Here is a 20,883-nt window from a genome sequence, read left to right on the forward strand (position 1 = left end):
ATGACTTTCAACCCTTTTAAAATACAAAACCATATATTATTAAGCATTTTATTGTTAATGATAAGTAGCTTAGTTGAGGCCCAAAACAGCGAGTTACCAGCTGTGGAGTCTTTTGAAGAGGCTTCAATTTTAACGAAATTCAATAAAACAAATAGTTCATTAACAATTAGTGATTCGCATTATCGATATGGCCGGAACTCGTTGAAATGGGAATGGCAGGGTGAAGCTTCCTTTGGAACGCCAAACTTCAGAGAACTTTCACATGCTGAAAGTCCCTTGCGTTACGGGTCACATTTTCCAGCGAGTCCTACACTGCACATGTCTATCTATAATGAAATGGCTCAGAATGAAACCATCACTATTTCGTATGAAACACAGGGAGAAACACAGGTGTATTTTAGTATTCCATTAAACTTTACGGGCTGGCGACGAATTTGGGTGCCTTTTTATGAAATGAATGGTAATCCGCCAAAAAAAGGAAGTGCTGTTGATTACGACTACTTTAAGGTTTCAACCACGGCTGCCAAAGGTACTTTATTTTTTGATGATATTATTTTCTCTCAATATCAAGATGATAGGCATCAATATCCAGACTTAATTGTACCCTTTATAAAAGCCAATGATAATCCAGGTAAAGATCATTGGTTGCCTTTGATTTCAAACTTTAAGCAAATTCAAAACCTGAAGCCGAGACCTGTTTCTATGGCCATTCGAATGGATCTAAAAAAGTTCGAGAAAATGATTGATGCAGATATGGTTATTGATAAGAAATACAAGGTATATATCAATGCATTAACAGAAATGTTTGATAAGCTGCAACTAAAAGATAACGGTACTACGGTTCTTGGTCCTCCTTTAAATTTTAATGATGGTCAGGAGTACTTTAATAAAAAGAAACAAGGCCCACGAATATTTAATGATATAAAGGATCTTGGAAAAGTGATGAAAAAATTAGCGAATTTCCACGATAGAGCGAACGACTCAGAACGTCAGGAAATCGAGCGTATGTTTCTACTTGGAACAAAATATTACTTAGATCAAGGTTGGCAAGCAGGTTCTAATGGAGGCACAAGACATCATATTGGTTATAACGTTAGGGAAATTACAGAGGGTTTTTTTAAAATGAGACGCTTTTTGTTTGAACACGACTTGTTAAAACAAGTGGCTTCTAGTTTACATTGGTTGTATAACTTGGGCATGGTTTTGGGCAAAGAAGAAAATTTTCATGTTAATATAGACTACTTAAACACTCAGGCCTATTACCACCTCATGCTCATTTTTATGTTTGAAGAACAAGAAATGCAGGCTGAAATGCTAAGAGCCTATTCCAATTATTTATCCATAACCTTGGCTCAACAGGAGGAAGAATGGGGTTTTAAAATTGACGGAACAGCGTGGCATCACAACGGGCACTATCCTGCATACGGCTATGGTGCTTTTCAAAATGTACCCAAAATTATTTACACCTTGTCTAAAACACGTTTTCGTGTGGGCACCGAAGGGCACAGAAATTTTAAAAATGCATTTTTGGCAACGCGTACGTATAGTCAAAAATACGATTGGGGCTTTGGTAATGCAGGGCGTCATCCTCTTGAAGCCAACAATATAAAGAAGTTTAGACAACAATATTTGCATATGGCATTGGCTGGAAATCCTGAAGGCACTGCCGAAATAGATAAAGAGGTCGCCGCTGCATATTTAAGGCTTTGGGGCGATGAAGATATGTTGAACACCTCGCTTTTTACCAGTTTACATGGCATTAAAAAAGAAAATTTAATAGGCTATTACACCTTTCCTTATGCAGCAACTGCAGTGCAAAGGCAAAACAATTGGGCGGCTATTATTAAAGGCTACAGCAAATATGTATGGGCCTCTGAAATTTATATAGATGAAAACCGATACGGACGCTATCCGGCAAACGGCACCGTGCAATTATTAAGCGAAAAAGGCGAAAAGGGTAGTGGGTTTAGGCAAGAAGGCTGGGACTGGAACCGTTACCCTGGGGCAACTATCATCTATTTGCCTTTAAAAGAACTGGAAGCCAAAATGCCATTGATTATGTTCCGGTCCAACGAAACATTTGCCGGTGCCACAAAATTGGGCGATAACGGTATTTTTGGTATGGTGCTTAACGAAGGTAAAGGTTCTAACGCCGACGGCCCTGAAACAAAAGTGGGCTATCCCGGTAAATTGTACGCTAAAAAATCAGTCTTTTCTTTTGGGAAAAAATTGATTTGTATCGGTACCAATATTTCAAGTATCGACGATAAAAACCCGACACAGACCAATATTTTTCAATCGTTTTTAGAAGATAAGAAAGTACCAATTTATACTTCTTCAGAAAAAATAACGAAATTCCCTTACACGGCAACGATTGCATCCGAAGGCGCATCGAAAAATTGGATAACCGATCCTTACGGAAATGGTTATTATATGTTATCAGGAAATCCCATTCAGTTTAAAAAAGAAAAACAGCAATCCTATCATAATAAATACTCCATAAATACGGGCAAAAACAATAAAAAGGCGAAAGGTGTCAAAGAGACCGAAGGTGATTATGCTTCGGCGTGGATTAACCATGGTATGGGGCCAAAAGATGCAAGCTACCAATATGTTATTTATCCGTTTTTAAGTGAACCCGAATTAAAAAACTTTGGCAAAACGGCTTCAAAAGATAATTCTTATGAAATACTCAGAGCCGATGAAAAAGCACACATTGTTTTAGATAAAGACACTAAAACAACAGGCTATGTTATTTTTGAAGTCGACACAAAGTTAGAACACGGAGCTTTAAGAACCACGTCTAAACCAGCTTTGGTCATGGCGCGCGAAGATAGTGCCAACCGATTGACACTAAGTGTTGTAGAGCCAGACTTGAACTTCAAACAAATTAGGCAAAATAAATTTGAAAACTACAGCAGGCCCGTAACGCTTACCTTGACGCTAAGCGGTAAATGGGACACCGCCATTTCTGGTACGGTAAAAGCCGTGGACCATACTGGCAGCGTAACCACCATTACTTTAGAGTGTGTACACGGTTTGCCAAACGAGTTTAGCTTGTTAAAATTATAGAAAGTACTTTAAAGTCCATAAAGATAATTGCTGTGAAACGTTTGCTATTAGTTGTTTTTGTTTTGTTATATATGTGTTGTATGGGCGCCTGTGCACAACCTAAAGCACTGATTTGGAAAAAGTACACCGGTGACATTACAGATCCGGGCATTCCAAAACTTTTCGATTATTCGTATGCGGGTTATCAATTGGGCGAAACCGGTATTCCGAAAAAACACAAACATTTAAAAGTGTTTAACGTGATGGATTTTGGCGCCATTCCCAATGATTCTATTTCTGATCAAGAGGCGATACAGTCGGCCATTCATGCCGCAGAAAACAACAAGGGCGGTGTGGTGTTTTTTCCTGAAGGGGAATTTTTGGTGAATGTAAACCCAATCCAGACCGACCCTATTGAAATAAGGGCATCAAACATCATTTTAAAAGGCAGTGGCATGGGTAAAAACGGAACGGTAATACAGATGAAGGACCACATGCTGCGACGCTATCCCGACGAGCCCGAATGGAAAGTGAGCTATATGTTCAATTTTTTCTCGAAGAAGAAAACAGGGGAGACAACAAACATTTTAAAACCTGCCAATGCTGGCGATGTTATAATTGAAGTCGCTAATGCCGACATTTTCAAAAATGCCAAATACATCCAGTTGCAAATGCCCTACAATTTAGAGGCCGCCAAAACTGCTTTACGAGGCAAATCCCCGCGCCCACATTGGGAAAACATCATTGAAAAAGGTGTTGCTTTTATAGAAAACCATGAAATAGAAAACATTTCGGGAAACACCATCATTTTAAAAGATCCCTTAATCAATGCCATAAATGTAGCTTACAATTGGCAAGCAAAACCATTTTATCCGTTAGAAAACGTGGGTGTAGAAGATATTTTTTTTAAAGCCAATTTTAAGGATAAATTCGTGCACCACAAAGACTATATTCACGACAATGCATGGTCCATTATCGCTATGAACCGTGTTGCGAATTCATGGGTGCGCCGTTGCCGCTTTAGCAATGTTACTGGTGCGGTTTCCATAAATAATGGTTACGCCTCATCTATTTTACAGCTTTTGGTCCAGGGCAATAGCGGGCACAAATTAACCAACGTTACACAATCTACCCGGGTGCTTACGGGCTTGATACACGATGCTTCAAATTATGGGCAATTCCACGGGGCGGCTATGTCGCACAAAACATCTGGCTCGGTAATTTGGCGCGTAAAGACCCCGAAACAAGGTTGGGACTCACATGCCGATATTCCCATAAATAATTTGGTCGATTTATACGAAGGTGCAAAAATGACTAATCATGGCGGGTTTTATAAAAACGAGCCACATCATTTAAAAGGCCTAACGTTATGGAATTATAAAAGGGTAGGCGACACCATTTCAAATTACGATTTTTGGAGTCTTTCGGGGAAAGGTTTGTATTGGGGCTTTGCCGTTGTTAATCCAACAATTGTGGGATTACATGGCTCTAAAACGTCTTTTAATGAAAAAAATGTTGGATATTTAGAAAGTTTAGGCACTAAAGTTTTTCCGGAATCATTGTACGAAGCCCAACTTAAGCACCGTTTGGGAAAAACCCCAAAATGGGTTTGCAAAACCTTACGAAAATGGCGAATAACCGAAAAAAAATGGCTGCAAAACAAACTGTAATTATGAAGAATTTTAAAATATTAGTATTGGTGTGCATAGGTGTTTTTACGATATCGTTTGGGCAAAATAAAAACCAGCCCAACATTGTTTTAATTATGACCGACCAGCACCAAGCCGAAGCCTTAAGTGCTGCCGGAAACCCAAATTTAAGCACGCCAAATTTGGACAAACTGGCAAACACAGGCGTTTATTTTAAAAATGCCTATGTTACGTTTCCGTTGTGTACACCGTCGCGTTCCAGTATGTTTACGGGGAAAATGCCCCATAATTTGGGTGTAAACTCCAACGAAAAAGGCGATAAGGAGATGCTGCCTAAAGACAAAAGAACAGGGCTTGGGCATGTGTTAAAGCAAGCGGGCTACCATTGTGCCTACGGCGGAAAATGGCATGCCCACGAAGCCGCTATGGTCGAGGGTAATGGCTTTGAGAAAATAGCCGATTTCGGCGATATGCCCTTGGCCGAAAAGAGCATCAACTATTTAAAATCGAGAACAGCCAAAAAACAACCTTTCTTTTTGGTAGCCTCTTTCGATAATCCGCACAATATCTGCGAATGGGCTAGAAATCAGCCTTTACCGTATGGCAACATTCCGCCGGTGCCATTAAGCAAAACGCCAGAATTACCTGTTAATTTTAAAAAATCTGAAACTTTTCCTGAAGCTTTAGAAATAGAGCAAAATGCATCGGTAAAAATCTATCCAACTAAACATTACACCAAAGCCGATTGGCGCCAATACCGACACGCCTATTACAGATTGGTTGAAAAAGTAGATAAAGAAATCGGTAAGATTATCGATGCGATCGATAGTTTGGGCTTGCGCGACAACACGGTTATCATCTTTACTAGCGACCATGGCGATGGCAATGCATCACACGGTTGGAATCAAAAAACAGCCCTGTTTCAAGAAAGCATCAAAGTGCCTTTTAGCATCAATTATAAAAACGCTAAAACTTCCGAAGAAAAACAAAATCCGACCTTGATTTCCAACGGACTGGATCTGTACCCAACCATTTTGGATTTTGCGAATATTAAAATTCCCGACGGGTTTTTGGGCAAAAGCATAAAACCGCTTTTGGAAAATTCAGAAACCTACGAACCACATGATTATTTGGTAGTTGAAACCAAATTTGAAGGCAAGCATGCCCACGGTACCCAAGGGCGGGCAGTAATTGGTAACCGTTACAAATACGTTATTTATAATTGGGGTAAAAATAGGGAGCAATTCTTCGATTTAAAAGAAGATCCGTACGAAATGAATAACTTAATAAACTCTAAACACCATATAAAAAACATTGATCAATTTAGGCAAACCCTAATCGACTGGTGCAAAGATACTAACGATACCAAATTTTTAAAAAAAACCGTAATACCGAGTACTAGCACAATGCATTCCAGCGAATTATTCGACAAACCTTATTAATACATATAATCACGATGACTTTAAAAAACCAATCCTTCTTTATTTACATGCTGTTAGCTTTTGTTGTTATAGGCTGTAAAAACAAAACTTCGGAAATAAAAAATACTAGTGCTACATCAAGTGAAAACCAACAAAAACCAAATATCGTTTTTATTTATACAGACGATTTGGGCTACGGCGATGTTAGTGCGTACGGCGCCAAAGAAATTAAAACACCCGCCATTGATGCATTGGCAGAGGGTGGTATTTTATTCAAAAACGCTTATGCTACGGCTGCAACGTGCACACCTTCGCGCTATTCGGTATTAACAGGAAATTACGCTTGGCGGAAAAAAGGCACAAGTGTCGCAAAGGGCGATCAAGGTTTGTTGATTGATACTAACAGAACAACCTTACCAAAAGTATTGAAACAGGCAGGATACAAAACAGGCATTGTGGGCAAATGGCACTTAGGTTTGGGTGGCGCAAATGGCCCCGATTGGAACGGAAAAATAAGCCCAGGGCCATTGGAAATCGGCTTTGATTACTCGTATTTAATCCCAGCTACCGGCGATCGCGTACCCTGTGTTTTTGTTGAAAACCACCATATTGTTAATTTAGATCCTAACGACCCTATTCAGGTAAACTACAAAGAAAAAGTAGGCGATTGGCCAACTGGCAAAGAAAATCCGGAACTGTTAACCATGAAACCTTCGCAGGGGCATAACCACACTATTGTAAACGGCATTAGCAGAATTGGTTACATGACCGGTGGGAAAGCAGCCCTTTGGGATGACGAAACTATTCCTATGGAATTGGTCGATAAATCCAATAAATTCATCAATAAAAATAAAGAGCAGCCCTTTTTCTTGTTGCTTTCAACCCACGATATACACGTGCCAAGAGTAGCCAATAAAATGTTTCAGGGTAAAAGCGGCATGGGGCCAAGAGGTGATGTTATTTTACAATTGGATTGGACGGTAAATGAAATAGTAAAAACACTTAAAGCACAAAACCTATTGGAAAATACCATCGTTATTTTTTCTAGTGATAACGGCCCTGTGGTGGATGATGGTTACCATGATCAAGCCAGAGAATTATTGGGCGACCATAAGCCAACAGGTGGTTTGCGGGGTGGAAAATACAGCGCTTATGATGGTGGTAGCAAAATACCTTTAATTATTCGTTGGCCAGAAGTTAAAAATAAAGGCATGGTATCGGATGCACTTGTGAGTCAAGTAGATTTTTTAAAGTCTTTTGCGACTATGGTTGGTATTGAAAAATTAGATGACGATGTGATTGACAGCCAAAACCAATTGGATGTGCTAAAAGGCGAAAGTACCAAAGGCAGAACGGCATTGATTCAAGAAAGCTTTATGGGGCCATTGTCGTATTTGGAAGGCGATTGGAAATACATCGAGCCATTGGACGGTCCAGAATTAGTGCCATGGGGACCTATTATTGAAACAGGTTTTGAAAAAGTACCTCAATTGTACAACATCGAAGACGACCCGAACGAAAAAAATAATTTGGCTTCAAAATTTCCAGTTAAAGTAAAAAAAATGAAAGAAAAATTGGCGAATTTAAAAAAGGACGGTTTTTCCAATCAGCACGAAGTGAATTTGAATTAAAATCATTGTTCAGACCGAATTTTCGATACTAAAAAACAAATCATAAAATGAGAAATTTGTACCTCATTGTTTTATTAATAACTGTTTTCGGGTGTAATGATAATAGTGTACTCTATGAAAATGTGCTTGATAATCCAGAAAACTGGATAGTGGAACAGCAACCAAACGGACAAACCATTTTTAACGATAAATCCATTGAAATTATCGATGCCAAAGGCTGCACGATATGGTTTAAAAACAAGTTGCACGCTCCGGTAAAAATATCGTACGACGTTACGGTTATCGACGAAGGGGGCAAATATGATAGGGTATCGGATATGAATTGCCTGTGGATGGCCAACGACCCCAAAAACCCCGATGATTTTTTTAAGGCCTCTGAAGAACGTGCTGGTATTTTTCCCAATTACCATCATTTTACGGGTTATTATGTGGGTTATGGCGGACACCACAACACCAAAACCCGATTTAGGCGATACAACGGCAATGTTAACAGGTCGCTATTGCCCGAGCACGATTTGTCGAATAAAAAATTTATGATTACCGCCAATAAAAAGATGCATATCGAAATCGTGGTAAAAGATAGCCTTACCAGTTATTCTCGAAATGGCGAAATTATTTATAAAATTAAAGATAATCAGCCTTATACAAGTGGTTACTTCGGATTTAGAACAGTTAATAATCATATGAAAATCGAAAATTTCAAAGTTGAACATTATTGAGGATTACTAAAGTGTTTCAGTATCAAAACTGAACTTTTTATCTTTTGGGTCACGGGTTTTTAGTTGAGGAATTAATGTGTTCAATAGCGTTGTCAACAGTCACCAACCAAGCTAATAATTAGCTAAAAACAACCCCATACCTATACATTCTTGATTTAGCTATTCGATAGGGATTAAAAGCATCAGCTTAACCCGAAAATATCAATTTAACCCTCTAATTTGGGACATTTCACCCCTCTATCTTTTTGTGTTAATTCCGAGTTTTACAATAATAAATTAAAGCAGATTATTTAATAAAGATAACAAATGAGCAAAGTAGTAACATTTGGAGAGATTATGCTGAGGTTGGCGCCTCAGGGATTTTTAAGATTTTCACAGGCCAATAGCTTTGATGCGGTTTATGGCGGAGGAGAGTCCAACGTAGCGGTATCCTTGGCAAATTACGGGGTGTCGGTAGATTTTGTAACCCGTTTGCCAAAAAACGACATTGGCGAATGTGCCATGATGGAAATGCGCAAACGAGGCGTGGGCGTAGATAAAATTGTCTGGGGCGGCGACCGCTTGGGTATTTACTTTCTGGAAACCGGAGCCGTAAGTAGGGGCAGCAAGGTGGTTTACGATAGGGCACATTCCGCTATAGCAGAAATAAAACCCGGAATGATCGATTGGGATGCCGTGTTTAAAGATGTTGAGTGGTTTCACTGGACAGGGATCACGCCAGCCATTTCGCAAGGCGCAGCCGATGTGTGTTTGGAAGCCGTTAAGGCAGCTAGCGCGAAAGGTATTACCATCTCAACAGACCTAAACTATCGCGCCAAGCTTTGGACGTTTTGCGATGATACACACCGAGAAAAAATAATGACCGAATTAACGTCGTATTGCGATGTGGTTTTGGGAAATGAAGAAGATGCCGAAAAACATTTTAATATCCATCCGGAAGGTTTGGATGTTCATAAACACGGGCACGATGTAAAGGCAGAAGCGTTCTTATCTGTTTGTAAGCAAATGATGGAAAAATTTCCAAGGGCAAAAAAAGTGATCACCACGTTAAGAGGATCCATTTCCGCATCGCACAATACATGGGCGGGCGTTTTATACGATGGCAAAAAAATGTATGAAACACGACAATACCAAATAACCGATATTGTTGACCGCGTAGGTGGCGGCGATTCCTTTATGGGCGGATTGATTTATGGCCTGTTAAAATATCCGGAAGACGACCAAAATGCATTGGATTTTGCAGTAGCCGCATCCTGTTTAAAACATACCATAAAAGGCGATGCAAACCTAGTAACAGTTGCCGAAGTAGAAAAATTAATGGGTGGCGATGCTTCAGGGCGTGTGGCACGATAAATTATATAGATATGGCACAATTTTCAAGATATGAAGTAGCTCAGGCTATGAAAGAAACAGGTATGATACCTTTGTTTTTCCATAATGATTTAGAGTTGAGCAAAGGCATCTTAAAGGCCTGCTACGATGGCGGAGCAAGGTTAATGGAATTTACGGCACGCGGTGACTTTGCCCACGAGGTTTTTGGGGAATTAACCAAGTATGCCATTAAAGAATTACCAGGAATGATTATGGGTGTTGGCTCGGTAACCGATGCCGCAGCTGCCTCTTTGTATATGGCATTGGGCGCAAATTTTATAGTAACCCCGGTGTTAAGAGAAGATATTGCTTTAGTTTGTAACAGACGTAAAGTACTGTGGTCTCCAGGATGTGGCTCTTTAACAGAAATAGCAAGAGCCGAAGAATTGGGTTGCGAGATTGTAAAACTGTTCCCAGGTGATTTGTACGGACCTAAATTTGTAAAGGGCATCAAAGGCCCGCAACCGTGGACGAGTATTATGCCTACGGGAGGCGTTTCCCCCACCGAAGAAAACCTGAAAGGATGGTTCGATGCCGGAGTAACCTGTGTGGGCATGGGCTCCCAATTGATTTCAAAAGATATTATAACCAATGAGGATTATAAAAAATTAGAACAAGATGTGAAAAATGCTTTAGACATTATAAAATCTCTTAAAAAATAATTTCAAAAAACTAATTAATGATTAAAACAACTTCAGCCTTAATAGTCTTGCTGACGGCCTTCACTTTGTGCTCCTGTGAATCGTTTGAAAAGGTGAAAACCATCAAACTGGCACATGGTTTGGATATCAGTCACCCAGTGCATAAAGCCATGGTGCTTATGGGAGATGAGTTGGAAAAAAACTCAAAAGGTCAATTAAAACTAGAGCTTTATCCCAACCAACAATTGGGTTCAGAGCGTCAGTGTTTGGAGTTATTGCAAATAGGAAGTTTAGGTATGACTAAGGTTTCTGCAGCAGTAATGGAGAATTTTTCTCCAAATATGCAAGTGTTTGGTTTACCCTTTTTGTTTAGGAATCGTGAGCATAGGTTTAATGTTTTGGATGGTGCTATTGGAAAGGAATTATTGGACGGCGGTCAAAAATACTGGCTTAAGGGCTTAGGTTATTATGATGCGGGTAGCCGGAGTTTTTATACCAAAGAAAAACCAGTGGAATTTCCAAAAGACCTTGAGGGTTTAAAAATAAGGGTAATGGAAAGTGTAACTGCCATGAATATGGTAAATAGCCTTGAGGGGTCTCCAACACCAATATCTTCAGGAGAGTTGTATACGGCATTACAACAAGGCGTTGTGGATGGTGCAGAAAATAACCCACCAACATTTTATTTATCAAGACACTATGAGGTATGTAAATTCTTTTCACTAGACGAACATACATCGATACCAGACGTATTGGTAATCAGCACGCATTTATGGGAAAGCTTATCTAAACAAGAAAAATCATGGTTGCAAACAGCCGCAGATGTCTCTGTAGAATACCAAAGAGAACTATGGGCCAAAGCAGAACAGGAAGCCCTTGATGCTGTTGTTAAAGCCGGAGTTACAGTCGTGAGGCCAGATAAATCGTTATTTAAGAACAAAGTGATGTCTATTTATGAAGATTATAAAGATAATAAACCTGTTTATGAACTCATCAATAGAATTCAAGAAACACAATAAGTATGGAGCTACGAAAAAAAGTTGATTATTTTTTAGGTCGAGCATTGGCTATTATCATGGGAGTGATGGTTGTTAATGTGCTTTGGCAAGTTTTTACCAGATTTGTGGTCGGTACACCTAGCTCGTTTACAGATGAGCTAGCACGCTACTTAATGATATGGGTTGGAGTGTTGGGCGCAGCTTATATTTCAGGAAGGCGAATGCATGTAGCTATCGATTTATTACCTGCTCGGTTAAATAAAGAAGGACAAATCAAACTAAAAATAGCCATTAACTGGATCATTATGGTATTTTGCTTTTTTGCATTCGTTGTAGGTGGTCTTCGATTGGTTTATATAACATTTGCCTTAGGCCAATACTCTCCAGCCTTACAAATCCCCCTTGGTGTAGTCTATTCCATTATTCCAATAAGCGGCATTCTCATTATTTTCTACAAACTATCAGATATATTAAACAAACAATTATAATGGAATATTTACCCATTTTCGTATTAGTATTTAGTTTTATCGGATTACTTTTAATCGGGGTTCCAGTAGCGTGGAGTATTGCGATGTCCTCATTGTTAACCATGATGGTAAGTATTCCTATGCTTCCAGCACTTACAACGGTGTCTCAACGTATGGCAACAGGCCTAGATAGTTTTGCTTTATTGGCTATTCCATTTTTTGTCCTCTCGGGACAGCTTATGAATAAAGGAGGTATAGCGTACCGGCTGATTGATTTTGCCAAGACCTTGGTGGGTGCTCTTCCTGGTGGTTTAGCTTTAATAAATGTTATTGCCGCCATGTTAATGGGGGCTATTGCGGGTTCAGCCATGGCATCAGCATCAGCTATGGGGAGCATATTAGGCCCGGAAATGGAAAAGGAAGGCTACTCAAAAGAATTTGGAGCGGCCGTAAATATTACATCATCAACCACGGGGTTAATTATTCCTCCTAGTAATGTGCTTATAGTTTATTCATTGGCAAGTGGCGGTGTATCCATTGCGGCCCTCTTTATAGCTGGTTATATTCCTGGTATTCTAACCGGTCTACTACTTATGTTAGTGGCTTCATTATGGGCTAAAAAGAAAGGCTATAATGTTGGCAAAAGAAGTACCGTCTTAGACGTTGGTAAAACTTTTGTAAGGGCCTTTCCTAGTTTAATGCTTCTAGTGGTGGTAATAGGTGGCATAGTGGCAGGTATTTTTACTGCCACTGAGGCTTCGGCAATAGCCGTACTTTATACGCTTATTTTGGGTTTTGCTTATAAAGAAATAAAAACCAAAGATCTTCCCCAAATATTATTAGATTCCTGTGGCACTACAGCTATAGTGATGCTATTAATCGGTGCGTCTATGAGTATGTCTTGGGTGATGTCTTATGAGAATATCCCTCAAAGCATTAGTTCGGTATTACTAACGATAAGCGATAATCCTATAATCATCCTTCTTGTTATTAATTTGATTTTATTGTTGGTTGGGGTTTTTATGGATATGACTCCTGCCGTATTGATTTTTACGCCTATATTTTTACCAATTATTACAGATCTGGGCATGGATCCTATTCAATTTGGTATTATTATGGTTTTGAATTTATCTATTGGTTTGTGTACACCACCCGTGGGCTCGGTGCTATTTGTAGGTGTTGGTGTCGCTAACACGACCATCGAAAAAGTAGTAAAACCATTACTTCCTTTATTTTTAGCCATGGTGGTGTCTTTGTTCCTAGTGACATATTTTTCAGAATTAAGTCTGTGGTTACCTAGGCTGTTTGGATTGATATAGACTCTTCATTTTTCTGAAATTTGCCAAATAAACAAGTTTGAGAAAATGACATGTCAAATAAAAGTAATAAAAACAAGTACTTTGTAGGTTTGTTATAAAGTAAGATAGCTAATACTTTTATAACGATAAATTGATTATTCAAGACGTGGCCACCACATAAGTTTCTAGGAGGTCCAGGAAGTTGAGGTGTTTTGGTTTACAATAAAAAACTTCAAAAAAATCACATACCGGTCCATCCAGGAGGCGGAAATGTGAAATGGACAAATCCTTCAAGGAAATTCGGTTATTACGATGATTTGGAAACACGTGAGGATGGAGGCACACCAGGAATCTTACAAGTTATTCGTGCTGCTCTTGCCATTAATTTAAAAGAGAAAATGAATGTTGAAAAGATGAAGCTTCGCGAAGAAGAATTATTAAAACTATTTTATAAAGGGGTTGAAGCAATTCCAGAAATTAATATTCTAGGAACAAGAAATCAAAAACAAATTGGTTGCGTGGCCTTCAATATTAAAAACATACACTACAATTTAGTAGTTAGATTATTGAACGACCGATTCGGAATTCAGGTTCGAGGTGGTTGGTCTTGTGCGAGTACTTATGCGCATTATTTATGTGAAATAAACGATAAGGATTCTGAAGAAATTATAAACCAGATTGAACAGAAAGACCTATCAAACAAACCAGGTTGGGTTCGTTTATCGATTCATCCCACGATGAGCAATGATGAATTGGAATATATAATGGAAGCTTTGAAATTGATAATTGAGGCTAGAAATATATGGTCGTCAGATTATATTTATAATTGCACAACTAATGAATATGATCCATTATTTGAGTTTGAAGAAGTTGTAGATAGATTTAGTAAGATTCTTGAAGTATAGATTTATAACAAACACTTATTCCCTCATTCAGCAAAAGCCATATTCACTCAAATGTAAGAGCTTTCAATTTTGCGTAACATTAGTTATGTTCACTTCATACTTCCTTTTTTGACAAGCGCTTAATTGTGAATACCAATACTCTTCGCCAACGCCTATAAAGAGTTTGGTTAATATTTGTAAAATAGTATTTCAATATCTTACAATAGGCAATTACTTTCCCAATAGAACATATAAAATTTACACCTAACAAATGGCATAATCAGGCTCATGCTTCGCTCTTTTTATACATTCTTATAGGCGTAAATTTTAAGTTATGATCTTGGGAAAGGTAACAGTGATGGCGCTATGGGAAGTAGGTGAATTAAGAAACCACTATGGTATAACCTAGTAGTTGTTTTTATTTTGAAGGATTCTGCTATTAAGAATAAAGAAAAGGAAAACGCTCAAGATATAATAAGTAAATGGTTTATAGATAATGTAATAATAAGCTGAATTAAGTAATTATAATTTAAGAGTTGAAATTATAGCTTCATAAATTCTTGTAATTCTAATGTTTAATTTGACTAGTAAATTATCTTGAGTTGAGGTATATATTTTTGAAGATGCATCGAAAAAAATGTATAGCAAGAGGGTAACACGCGATGCGATGTTTCTTATTTTTAAACTATTGATTATTAGTTGCTTATATGTGTTTTAGAATTAAGGTAGAAATTATTTTTACCGTAAAAATGCTCGCAACTCAGTAAAATCAATAAAAATTTACAGTAAAAATGGATAAAGGATATGAAAAAGAACGATTTGAAAACTTAAGTATAAAGCGTTCTGTAGTGAAGAAATTTAGGAAATATTCCAAATCAATTTCAAAATCAAACTCAATGACTTTGCTTTCAATGGTAGAATTTTTTGAGAATAATGAACTTTCACCTGATGATGATTTAAAATCAGACTTGATAGAAACTGAAAATCGAATTAAAAAAAGAATCAACACACTTATTGCTATTTTAAAAGATATAGAAAAGAACCAAACTAAACCGACGTTGGGAATGTTGCAAGCGATTTTTATGAATGTAGAGCCAAAACCAAAAATATTAATTGAGAAAAGTTTTGAAGAGTTAGAACGAGAAAGGATAAATAAAGAGTTTAAACTGAAATTTCGAGGAAGAAATGAATTTCAGTTTAAAAAAGATAATAAAGATTTAAATAACAGAGAGTAAACATCAAGTAACATCAATTAGCATCAAATGCTATGAGTCCGCATGAACACTAGTAGTTTACTAATTTTAAGCGCTTTAAAATCGTTTTTTAAGACGTATTGCATGGTGGTTATCCAGAATGATGAGATAATTGATTAAATCACTTGTAAATCACCTCATTTTTGATTCTGAATTGCAATTATTACCCAGATAAATAATTTTGATTTTTTTTAAATAAGAAAAATAAATTTTAAATTTTTGTTAGCTTAGTTTATAAATGTTTTCTTTTGTTTATTAATGTTTGTATTTATGTATCAATACTTGTTCACTACTTGTTTAGTAGATGTTCACTACATGTTCAGAGGTTGTACCATATTTGATACGGTTAAAAAAACAAATTTTGACACTGTATCAAATGATACCAAACACAATCATTTAAAATGAAGGCTTAAAGAGCTTGCTCACAACATAATTTTATGACTTTTTCTTCTGATTTTTACTTTGTATTTTCAGTTTCTCTTCAAGTACTTTCATGTCATCACTAACCTTTCTATCCACAATTTTTGCATATTGTTGAGTCGTTCTTAAAGATTTGTGCCCAAGCATTTTACTAACCGTTTCTATAGGGACGCCATTGGTTAATGTTACAGTTGTCGCAAAAGTATGTCGTGCTAAGTGCGTCGTCAATGGTTTTGTGATGCCGCAGAGCATCGCTATTTCTTTTAAATAAGCATTAGATTTTTGATTACTAAAGACTGGAATTAATCGCTCACTTTTTATCACTTTTGGATCGTAAGCATAACGACTTAAAATCTCTTTTGCAATAGGCAACAACGGAATGCTACTACGTGTATTGGTCTTTGTTCGTTTAATGTTTATCCATTGCTTACCATCAATACCAATCGTAATATCTGATTTTGATAGTTTTTCAACATCGGAATAGGCGAGACCTGTGTAACAAGAAAACACAAACATATCCCGAACGACTTTCAGTCGATCAAAATGCAATTCTTTAGTGTATAAAATTTCTATTTCTTCGGCAGTTAAAAATTCGCGTTCTACAACTTCAAACTTTACCTTGTAGTTGTAAAAAGGATCTTTATCCATCCATTGGTTCGCTAATGCAATACGAATGATTTTCTTTAAGTTATTGATATATTTTAAAGAAGAATTGTGGTTACATTTTCTGGTAGTTTTTAAAAAGAACTCAAACTTAGTAATGAACCGGTAATCAATGTCTTTTAATTTGTAATCTTCAAGCCGATATTCTTTTTCGATAAATCGTCTCACATGGTCATAACAAGTCCAATAGCGTTTTGCTGTACTAACCGAAATATCTTTTCCTGCTAATAAATCGGTTTTTTCATTATGCTCTTTAAACATTTCTAAAATAAATCTGATTTTTTTACCACCACCTTTCAAAATATTCATCATAGATTTAGCTGAAATAAATTGATCTTCGTCTATCAATCTTTGATGGATTTTATTGAGTTTGTGTTTAAGGTTATCAATGTGGTTGTTTATTTCAACCGCATCTCGGTTTGTACCCATTACTTTTTGTGATTTTTTATTCCAAAATTTGGGCTCAATCCTTCTGGTGATACTGTATTCGATACGTTTATTATTAACCGTTAGTCTTAAATATATAGGAGCTAGTCCTTTGTTGTTTATCTTAGAATTGATAAGGTGAAAATGAATGGAAAAGTCTGTTTTCATAAGGGTATAAATTTTAGGTCTCGCTAAAGGACTCAAAATGTACTTAATTTATACTAAAAAACCAAATGCTATAAAACACTAAATGCTTAAAAATCAGTAAAATATAGTGCTTAGCGAGACCTGTTTTGAAAAACTAAAAGGGGTCACCGAATTGGTCTCGAATAGGATGGTTTTAAATGATATCACATGACACCATAAAAAACACAAAACCCTGTAAATCATAAATTTACAGGGTTCTTGGTGGATTTTAATACGCAATAAGTGGAGTCGGAGAGAATCGAACTCTCGTCCAAACAAGTAACCAAAGGGCTTTCTACACGTTTATTCTTTTCTTGGTTTTTCGATTAAAAGCTGGTTAAAGACAACCCACTTTTAACTTAGCTTCTTTAGTTTCAAAAGGGCATCAAAGCACCGCCCAATCTATATTGACATTTACGATGCCTCAAAATGGAACGCCGTCAATCAAGGCTTTCCGGAGACATAAAGCTTGTACACCTTGTGCACCTAGGCCAATCTTACTATAATTCAGATTATGCAGCTAAAGCGTAGTTATTCTCGCCGTTTAAAATTTGGTCTAGCCTTTTACGTGTTTCAATGCCATTACACGACGTGCTTACCGTTCAATTAATCTCGCTGTCAAAACCAGTCGACCCCGTTTTTTATTAAACAATAATTTGGGCGTTACCCACTTTTGCTTTTGATGGCAAAAGTGCGTCAGGCTTTCGGCAGTCGCTTTTTTTTGAGAAAAACAAAAAAAGAGCTTCAACAAATGCCTCAATCCTTAACGCGGGCTGCAAAGGTATCAAAAAAGTTTAATAACTAAACAACCATTATTACAGTTGCAAATTTTATACCAAGTTATTAGTTTGTCAGTTAATAAAAATTTCATCAAATTAGCACAAATAAATTAACCCATGAGCATCAAATTCGCCATCATCAAAGAACGCAAAAATCCACCAGACCGACGCGTGGTGTTTTCACCCGAAAAATTGGCCGAAACAAAATCAAAATTCCCACAAGCAGAATTTATAGTCGAAGCATCCAATATCCGTGTCTTTCCTGATAAACAATACAAAAACCAAGGTTTTCAGGTTACAGATAACGTGTCAGATTGCGATGTGTTCATTGGCGTAAAAGAAGTGCCTATTGAAAACCTAATACCCAATAAAAAATACTTTTTCTTTTCGCATACCATAAAAAAACAACCTTATAATCGCAAGCTGTTAAAAGCCATCCTCAATAAAAACATTGAGTTGTACGACCATGAAACCATTGTAAACCCAAAAGGATTCCGGTTAATAGGTTTCGGACGATACGCAGGTTTGGTAGGTGCTTACAACGGGTTTCGAGCTTTGGGATTACGAGATAACTTGTTCAATTTACCAAAAGTGGAAACACTGGCCGATTTAAATGCGGTGAAAGCAGAATTAGATAAAATCAAACTGCCAAATATTAAAATATTACTCTCTGGAACCGGCAAAGTAGCCCATGGCGCCAAAGAAATTTTAGATCATTTAAACATCAAGCAAGTAAGCGATGCTTTGTATTTAACCACAAAATTTACCGAACCCGTGTATTGTATGGTTGATGTTATGGAATACAACAAACGTAAAGACGGTAAAGTGGGCGACAAGGCAGAATTTTATGCAGACCCAACAGATTACGAAAGCAATTTTATGCCATACGCCAAAGTGTCCGATTTTTTTATAGCAGGTCATTTTTATGGCAATAATGCTCCCTTTTTATTTACTAGGGAAGATGCCAAAAAACCAGATTTTAAAATCAATCTGATAGCCGATATTTCTTGCGATATCGATGGGCCAGTGGCTTCAACCATACGTGCCTCAACCATTGCCGATCCGTTTTATGGCTACGATGCGCAAACTGAAAAAGAGGTGTCTTTTAACGCGCCAAACGCCATAACCGTTATGGCTGTGGATAATTTACCCTGTGAACTTCCAAAGGATGCTAGCGAAGGCTTTGGCGACATGTTTTTAGAACACGTAATTCCTGCGTTTTTTAATATGGATTCCGATGGTGTTTTACAACGAGCAAAAATTACCGAGAACGGAAAACTCACAGAACAATTTGCCTATTTACAGGATTATGTTGATGGCAAAGAATAGCTTTTAATTAACTATTTCATTTCCAATGGTCTTTATGGTTTTTTGGACTTCTGTGCTTAAATCCAAAAAACCTTTTTGGTCTGGTGCATCAAAACCACTGGGCAGTAAATAGGAGATAAGCGCGATAACGTCCTTTTCTTTTTTTGCCAATTCGTAATAACTGTTTGCCATGGGTATTAAAACCGATTCCTCAAAACCTTCATTAGTGTAATAATCAAGCCATTGCGATTCCATTATCAATACCATTTTTTGGTTTGTGTTGGTGCGTTTCGATTTTATAAGCGCCAATCGGTTTAAATATTCGGTGTCGTTTAAAGGATCTAAAGTGCCGTATCTATCAAAACCCATCCAATCAATATCATCCGTTATTTCTAAATTATGGATAACATCGGGTGCTTCAATAAGCATAATGGGAATTTTGGGGAACGCCTGTTTTATAAACTTGGTGATTGTGGCCAAATCGTTCATGTTCATCTTGTTCCATGCAGGTTCGTCGGCAACGGTAAAAGCGGCAACTTTTTCAGAAGAAATAAAGGTGTTGTTTGCTTTCCAAGTGTTAAACAACTCAGCATAATTACTTAACAATTCGTACCGAATTCCTGTGGGAGAACTTGGGTCTGCAACAGGATCAATAAACAACCCTTGTAAATGAATAATCACTTTATTGTCGTTTAGCGTGTTTATTTCAATCCTATTTTCTAAACTAGTTAAATCTGTAGGGCACATATCTACAAGGTTTACAAAATGGTCCACTTGGTTTAGGTAATTAGTGCCGCAATCGGTAATGGCGAATCCAAAATATTTTAGGTGCGTTGGGTTTTGGTTTTTGATGTCTTCATTTTTAGCGCATGAAAAAATTAGAAATAATGCAAATATGTACGGTTTAATTGTCATTAGTTTTTTTTCTAAATATAAGACGAAAACTATTGGGTTTTAGTTACAAGGTGTTTTTATCAGAATTAAATAAGTTTTTAAAAATGAGAAAACCGATGTATAAAAAAGCGCCAAACAATAGTGTAAATATCCAAGCTTCTTTATGACTTGATGGCTGGGTAATTATGTTTAAAACATCGGTTATCAAATATTTAGGATGACTTAATATTTCCCAAGAATTGTAACGTAAAAAACGCCCTAAATACACACCGAAACTGGACAGAAACAGAATAAAAAGCACAGCACAGTTTAGCAATTTAGCTGTTAAATACGGCTTTAAAATGGTTCTCATATCAAAAATAGACAGGTAAAACAACAGCAATCCGTTACTTGCAAATGTACTTACAATTAAAATATCCAACCAAATGATAGGTGCGGTGCTTAGTTGTAAATGAATTAAATCGGTAACGATATATGGGGCATTTGGTAAAAAAAGCAGCCATACGCAAAACCAAACCAAAAGTCCAAATTTATTAAGTTTGGGGAGACTTACTAAATATGTGGTTATGGCGAACGGAACGGCTGCTAAAAACAAATTCCAAACTAAAAACAAGTAGAAAAAGGAATGTGTAAATTTTATTCTAAGCATAAGTAATACGATGCAAAACATCAATGAAATGCTTAATAAAGCGAAGGTTTTAAATCGATTTATAAATAGGTGTTTTATGTTATTCATGGTTGTGATTTTAATTAAGTTGAGGTCTAAAAAATTTATATCTTTTTGTCAGGTTGAGCGCAGTCGAAACCAATTTATTGGTTATCAG

General features: G+C 37.1%; 16 protein-coding genes and 1 other RNA gene. 13 read left to right on the forward strand and 4 right to left on the reverse strand.

The window, feature by feature from the left end; genetic code table 11:
- The 12 genes from RNZ46_RS12845 to RNZ46_RS12900 all read left to right on the forward strand — a co-directional run bounded on the left by RNZ46_RS12845 (position 1) and on the right by RNZ46_RS12900 (position 15,365).
- Complete coding sequence (locus tag RNZ46_RS12845) at positions 1–3,072, forward strand: chondroitinase family polysaccharide lyase (RefSeq protein WP_316982568.1); 3,072 nt, start codon at positions 1–3, stop codon at positions 3,070–3,072.
- Between the two features lie 80 nt (positions 3,073–3,152).
- On the forward strand, positions 3,153–4,721 hold the full coding sequence (locus RNZ46_RS12850) for a DUF4955 domain-containing protein (protein ID WP_316982569.1): 1,569 nt from the start codon (positions 3,153–3,155) through the stop codon (positions 4,719–4,721).
- 2 nt (positions 4,722–4,723) lie between these two features.
- Entirely contained in the window at positions 4,724–6,142 is a 1,419-nt protein-coding gene (locus RNZ46_RS12855) for a sulfatase family protein (protein ID WP_316982570.1), read from the forward strand.
- Between the two features lie 14 nt (positions 6,143–6,156).
- Complete coding sequence (locus RNZ46_RS12860) at positions 6,157–7,752, forward strand: sulfatase family protein (RefSeq protein ID WP_316982571.1); 1,596 nt, start codon at positions 6,157–6,159, stop codon at positions 7,750–7,752.
- A gap of 47 nt (positions 7,753–7,799) precedes the next feature.
- A complete protein-coding gene (locus tag RNZ46_RS12865) occupies positions 7,800–8,471 on the forward strand; it encodes a DUF6250 domain-containing protein (protein WP_316982572.1) in 672 nt (223 codons plus the stop codon).
- Positions 8,472–8,777: 306 nt separating this feature from the next.
- The gene (locus RNZ46_RS12870; protein WP_316982573.1) at positions 8,778–9,824 is read left to right on the forward strand and encodes a PfkB family carbohydrate kinase; all 1,047 of its coding nucleotides are present in this window, start codon (positions 8,778–8,780) and stop codon (positions 9,822–9,824) included.
- An 11-nt stretch (positions 9,825–9,835) separates the two neighbouring features.
- The gene (locus RNZ46_RS12875; RefSeq protein WP_316982574.1) at positions 9,836–10,504 is read left to right on the forward strand and encodes a bifunctional 4-hydroxy-2-oxoglutarate aldolase/2-dehydro-3-deoxy-phosphogluconate aldolase; all 669 of its coding nucleotides are present in this window, start codon (positions 9,836–9,838) and stop codon (positions 10,502–10,504) included.
- Positions 10,505–10,596: 92 nt separating this feature from the next.
- Positions 10,597–11,502 carry a TRAP transporter substrate-binding protein gene (locus RNZ46_RS12880; protein WP_316982575.1) on the forward strand — a complete coding sequence of 302 codons (906 nt, stop codon included), beginning with the start codon at positions 10,597–10,599 and terminating at the stop codon, positions 11,500–11,502.
- 2 nt (positions 11,503–11,504) lie between these two features.
- Positions 11,505–11,969, forward strand: a complete 465-nt coding sequence (locus tag RNZ46_RS12885; RefSeq protein WP_316982576.1) for a TRAP transporter small permease — start codon at positions 11,505–11,507, stop codon at positions 11,967–11,969.
- Positions 11,969–13,267, forward strand: coding sequence for a TRAP transporter large permease (locus RNZ46_RS12890; protein WP_316982577.1), 1,299 nt, complete (start codon positions 11,969–11,971; stop codon positions 13,265–13,267). The genes RNZ46_RS12885 and RNZ46_RS12890 overlap by 1 nt, the downstream gene beginning before the upstream one ends.
- A gap of 191 nt (positions 13,268–13,458) precedes the next feature.
- Positions 13,459–14,151: an aminotransferase class V-fold PLP-dependent enzyme gene (locus RNZ46_RS12895; protein ID WP_316982578.1), complete on the forward strand. Its 693-nt coding sequence runs from the start codon at positions 13,459–13,461 to the stop codon at positions 14,149–14,151.
- A gap of 770 nt (positions 14,152–14,921) precedes the next feature.
- On the forward strand, positions 14,922–15,365 hold the full coding sequence (locus tag RNZ46_RS12900; RefSeq protein ID WP_316982579.1) for a BfmA/BtgA family mobilization protein: 444 nt from the start codon (positions 14,922–14,924) through the stop codon (positions 15,363–15,365).
- A 453-nt stretch (positions 15,366–15,818) separates the two neighbouring features.
- On the opposite strand, the gene RNZ46_RS12905 is transcribed toward RNZ46_RS12900, so the two are convergent.
- A complete protein-coding gene (locus RNZ46_RS12905; RefSeq protein ID WP_316982580.1) occupies positions 15,819–17,060 on the reverse strand; it encodes a site-specific integrase in 1,242 nt (413 codons plus the stop codon).
- 259 nt (positions 17,061–17,319) lie between these two features.
- Positions 17,320–17,714, reverse strand: a transfer-messenger RNA (tmRNA) gene (ssrA, locus tag RNZ46_RS12910).
- A gap of 266 nt (positions 17,715–17,980) precedes the next feature.
- Here ssrA and RNZ46_RS12915 point away from each other — a divergent pair.
- Entirely contained in the window at positions 17,981–19,186 is a 1,206-nt protein-coding gene (locus RNZ46_RS12915; RefSeq protein ID WP_316984995.1) for an NAD(P)-dependent oxidoreductase, read from the forward strand.
- 3 nt (positions 19,187–19,189) lie between these two features.
- On the opposite strand, the gene RNZ46_RS12920 is transcribed toward RNZ46_RS12915, so the two are convergent.
- A complete protein-coding gene (locus RNZ46_RS12920; RefSeq protein ID WP_316982581.1) occupies positions 19,190–20,080 on the reverse strand; it encodes a hypothetical protein in 891 nt (296 codons plus the stop codon).
- Positions 20,081–20,123: 43 nt separating this feature from the next.
- Positions 20,124–20,795 carry a DUF1361 domain-containing protein gene (locus RNZ46_RS12925; RefSeq protein WP_316982582.1) on the reverse strand — a complete coding sequence of 224 codons (672 nt, stop codon included), beginning with the start codon at positions 20,793–20,795 and terminating at the stop codon, positions 20,124–20,126.
- Between the last annotated feature and the right edge of the window lie 88 nt (positions 20,796–20,883).

The organism is Hwangdonia lutea (assembly GCF_032814565.1).
GTDB lineage: Bacteria > Bacteroidota > Bacteroidia > Flavobacteriales > Flavobacteriaceae > Hwangdonia > Hwangdonia lutea.

What these genes read in the sequence shown, in the direction of transcription:
- RNZ46_RS12845 (WP_316982568.1), top strand. Translation starts at nt 1, where the DNA reads ATGACTTTCAACCCTTTTAAAATACAAAACCATATATTATTAAGCATT.
- RNZ46_RS12870 (WP_316982573.1), top strand. Translation starts at nt 8,778, where the DNA reads ATGAGCAAAGTAGTAACATTTGGAGAGATTATGCTGAGGTTGGCGCCT.
- RNZ46_RS12860 (WP_316982571.1), top strand. Translation starts at nt 6,157, where the DNA reads ATGACTTTAAAAAACCAATCCTTCTTTATTTACATGCTGTTAGCTTTT.
- RNZ46_RS12890 (WP_316982577.1), top strand. Translation starts at nt 11,969, where the DNA reads ATGGAATATTTACCCATTTTCGTATTAGTATTTAGTTTTATCGGATTA.
- RNZ46_RS12900 (WP_316982579.1), top strand. Translation starts at nt 14,922, where the DNA reads ATGGATAAAGGATATGAAAAAGAACGATTTGAAAACTTAAGTATAAAG.
- RNZ46_RS12850 (WP_316982569.1), top strand. Translation starts at nt 3,153, where the DNA reads ATGGGCGCCTGTGCACAACCTAAAGCACTGATTTGGAAAAAGTACACC.
- RNZ46_RS12925 (WP_316982582.1), bottom strand. Translation starts at nt 20,795, where the DNA reads ATGAATAACATAAAACACCTATTTATAAATCGATTTAAAACCTTCGCT.
- RNZ46_RS12875 (WP_316982574.1), top strand. Translation starts at nt 9,836, where the DNA reads ATGGCACAATTTTCAAGATATGAAGTAGCTCAGGCTATGAAAGAAACA.
- RNZ46_RS12865 (WP_316982572.1), top strand. Translation starts at nt 7,800, where the DNA reads ATGAGAAATTTGTACCTCATTGTTTTATTAATAACTGTTTTCGGGTGT.
- RNZ46_RS12885 (WP_316982576.1), top strand. Translation starts at nt 11,505, where the DNA reads ATGGAGCTACGAAAAAAAGTTGATTATTTTTTAGGTCGAGCATTGGCT.
- RNZ46_RS12920 (WP_316982581.1), bottom strand. Translation starts at nt 20,080, where the DNA reads ATGACAATTAAACCGTACATATTTGCATTATTTCTAATTTTTTCATGC.
- RNZ46_RS12855 (WP_316982570.1), top strand. Translation starts at nt 4,724, where the DNA reads ATGAAGAATTTTAAAATATTAGTATTGGTGTGCATAGGTGTTTTTACG.
- RNZ46_RS12905 (WP_316982580.1), bottom strand. Translation starts at nt 17,060, where the DNA reads ATGAAAACAGACTTTTCCATTCATTTTCACCTTATCAATTCTAAGATA.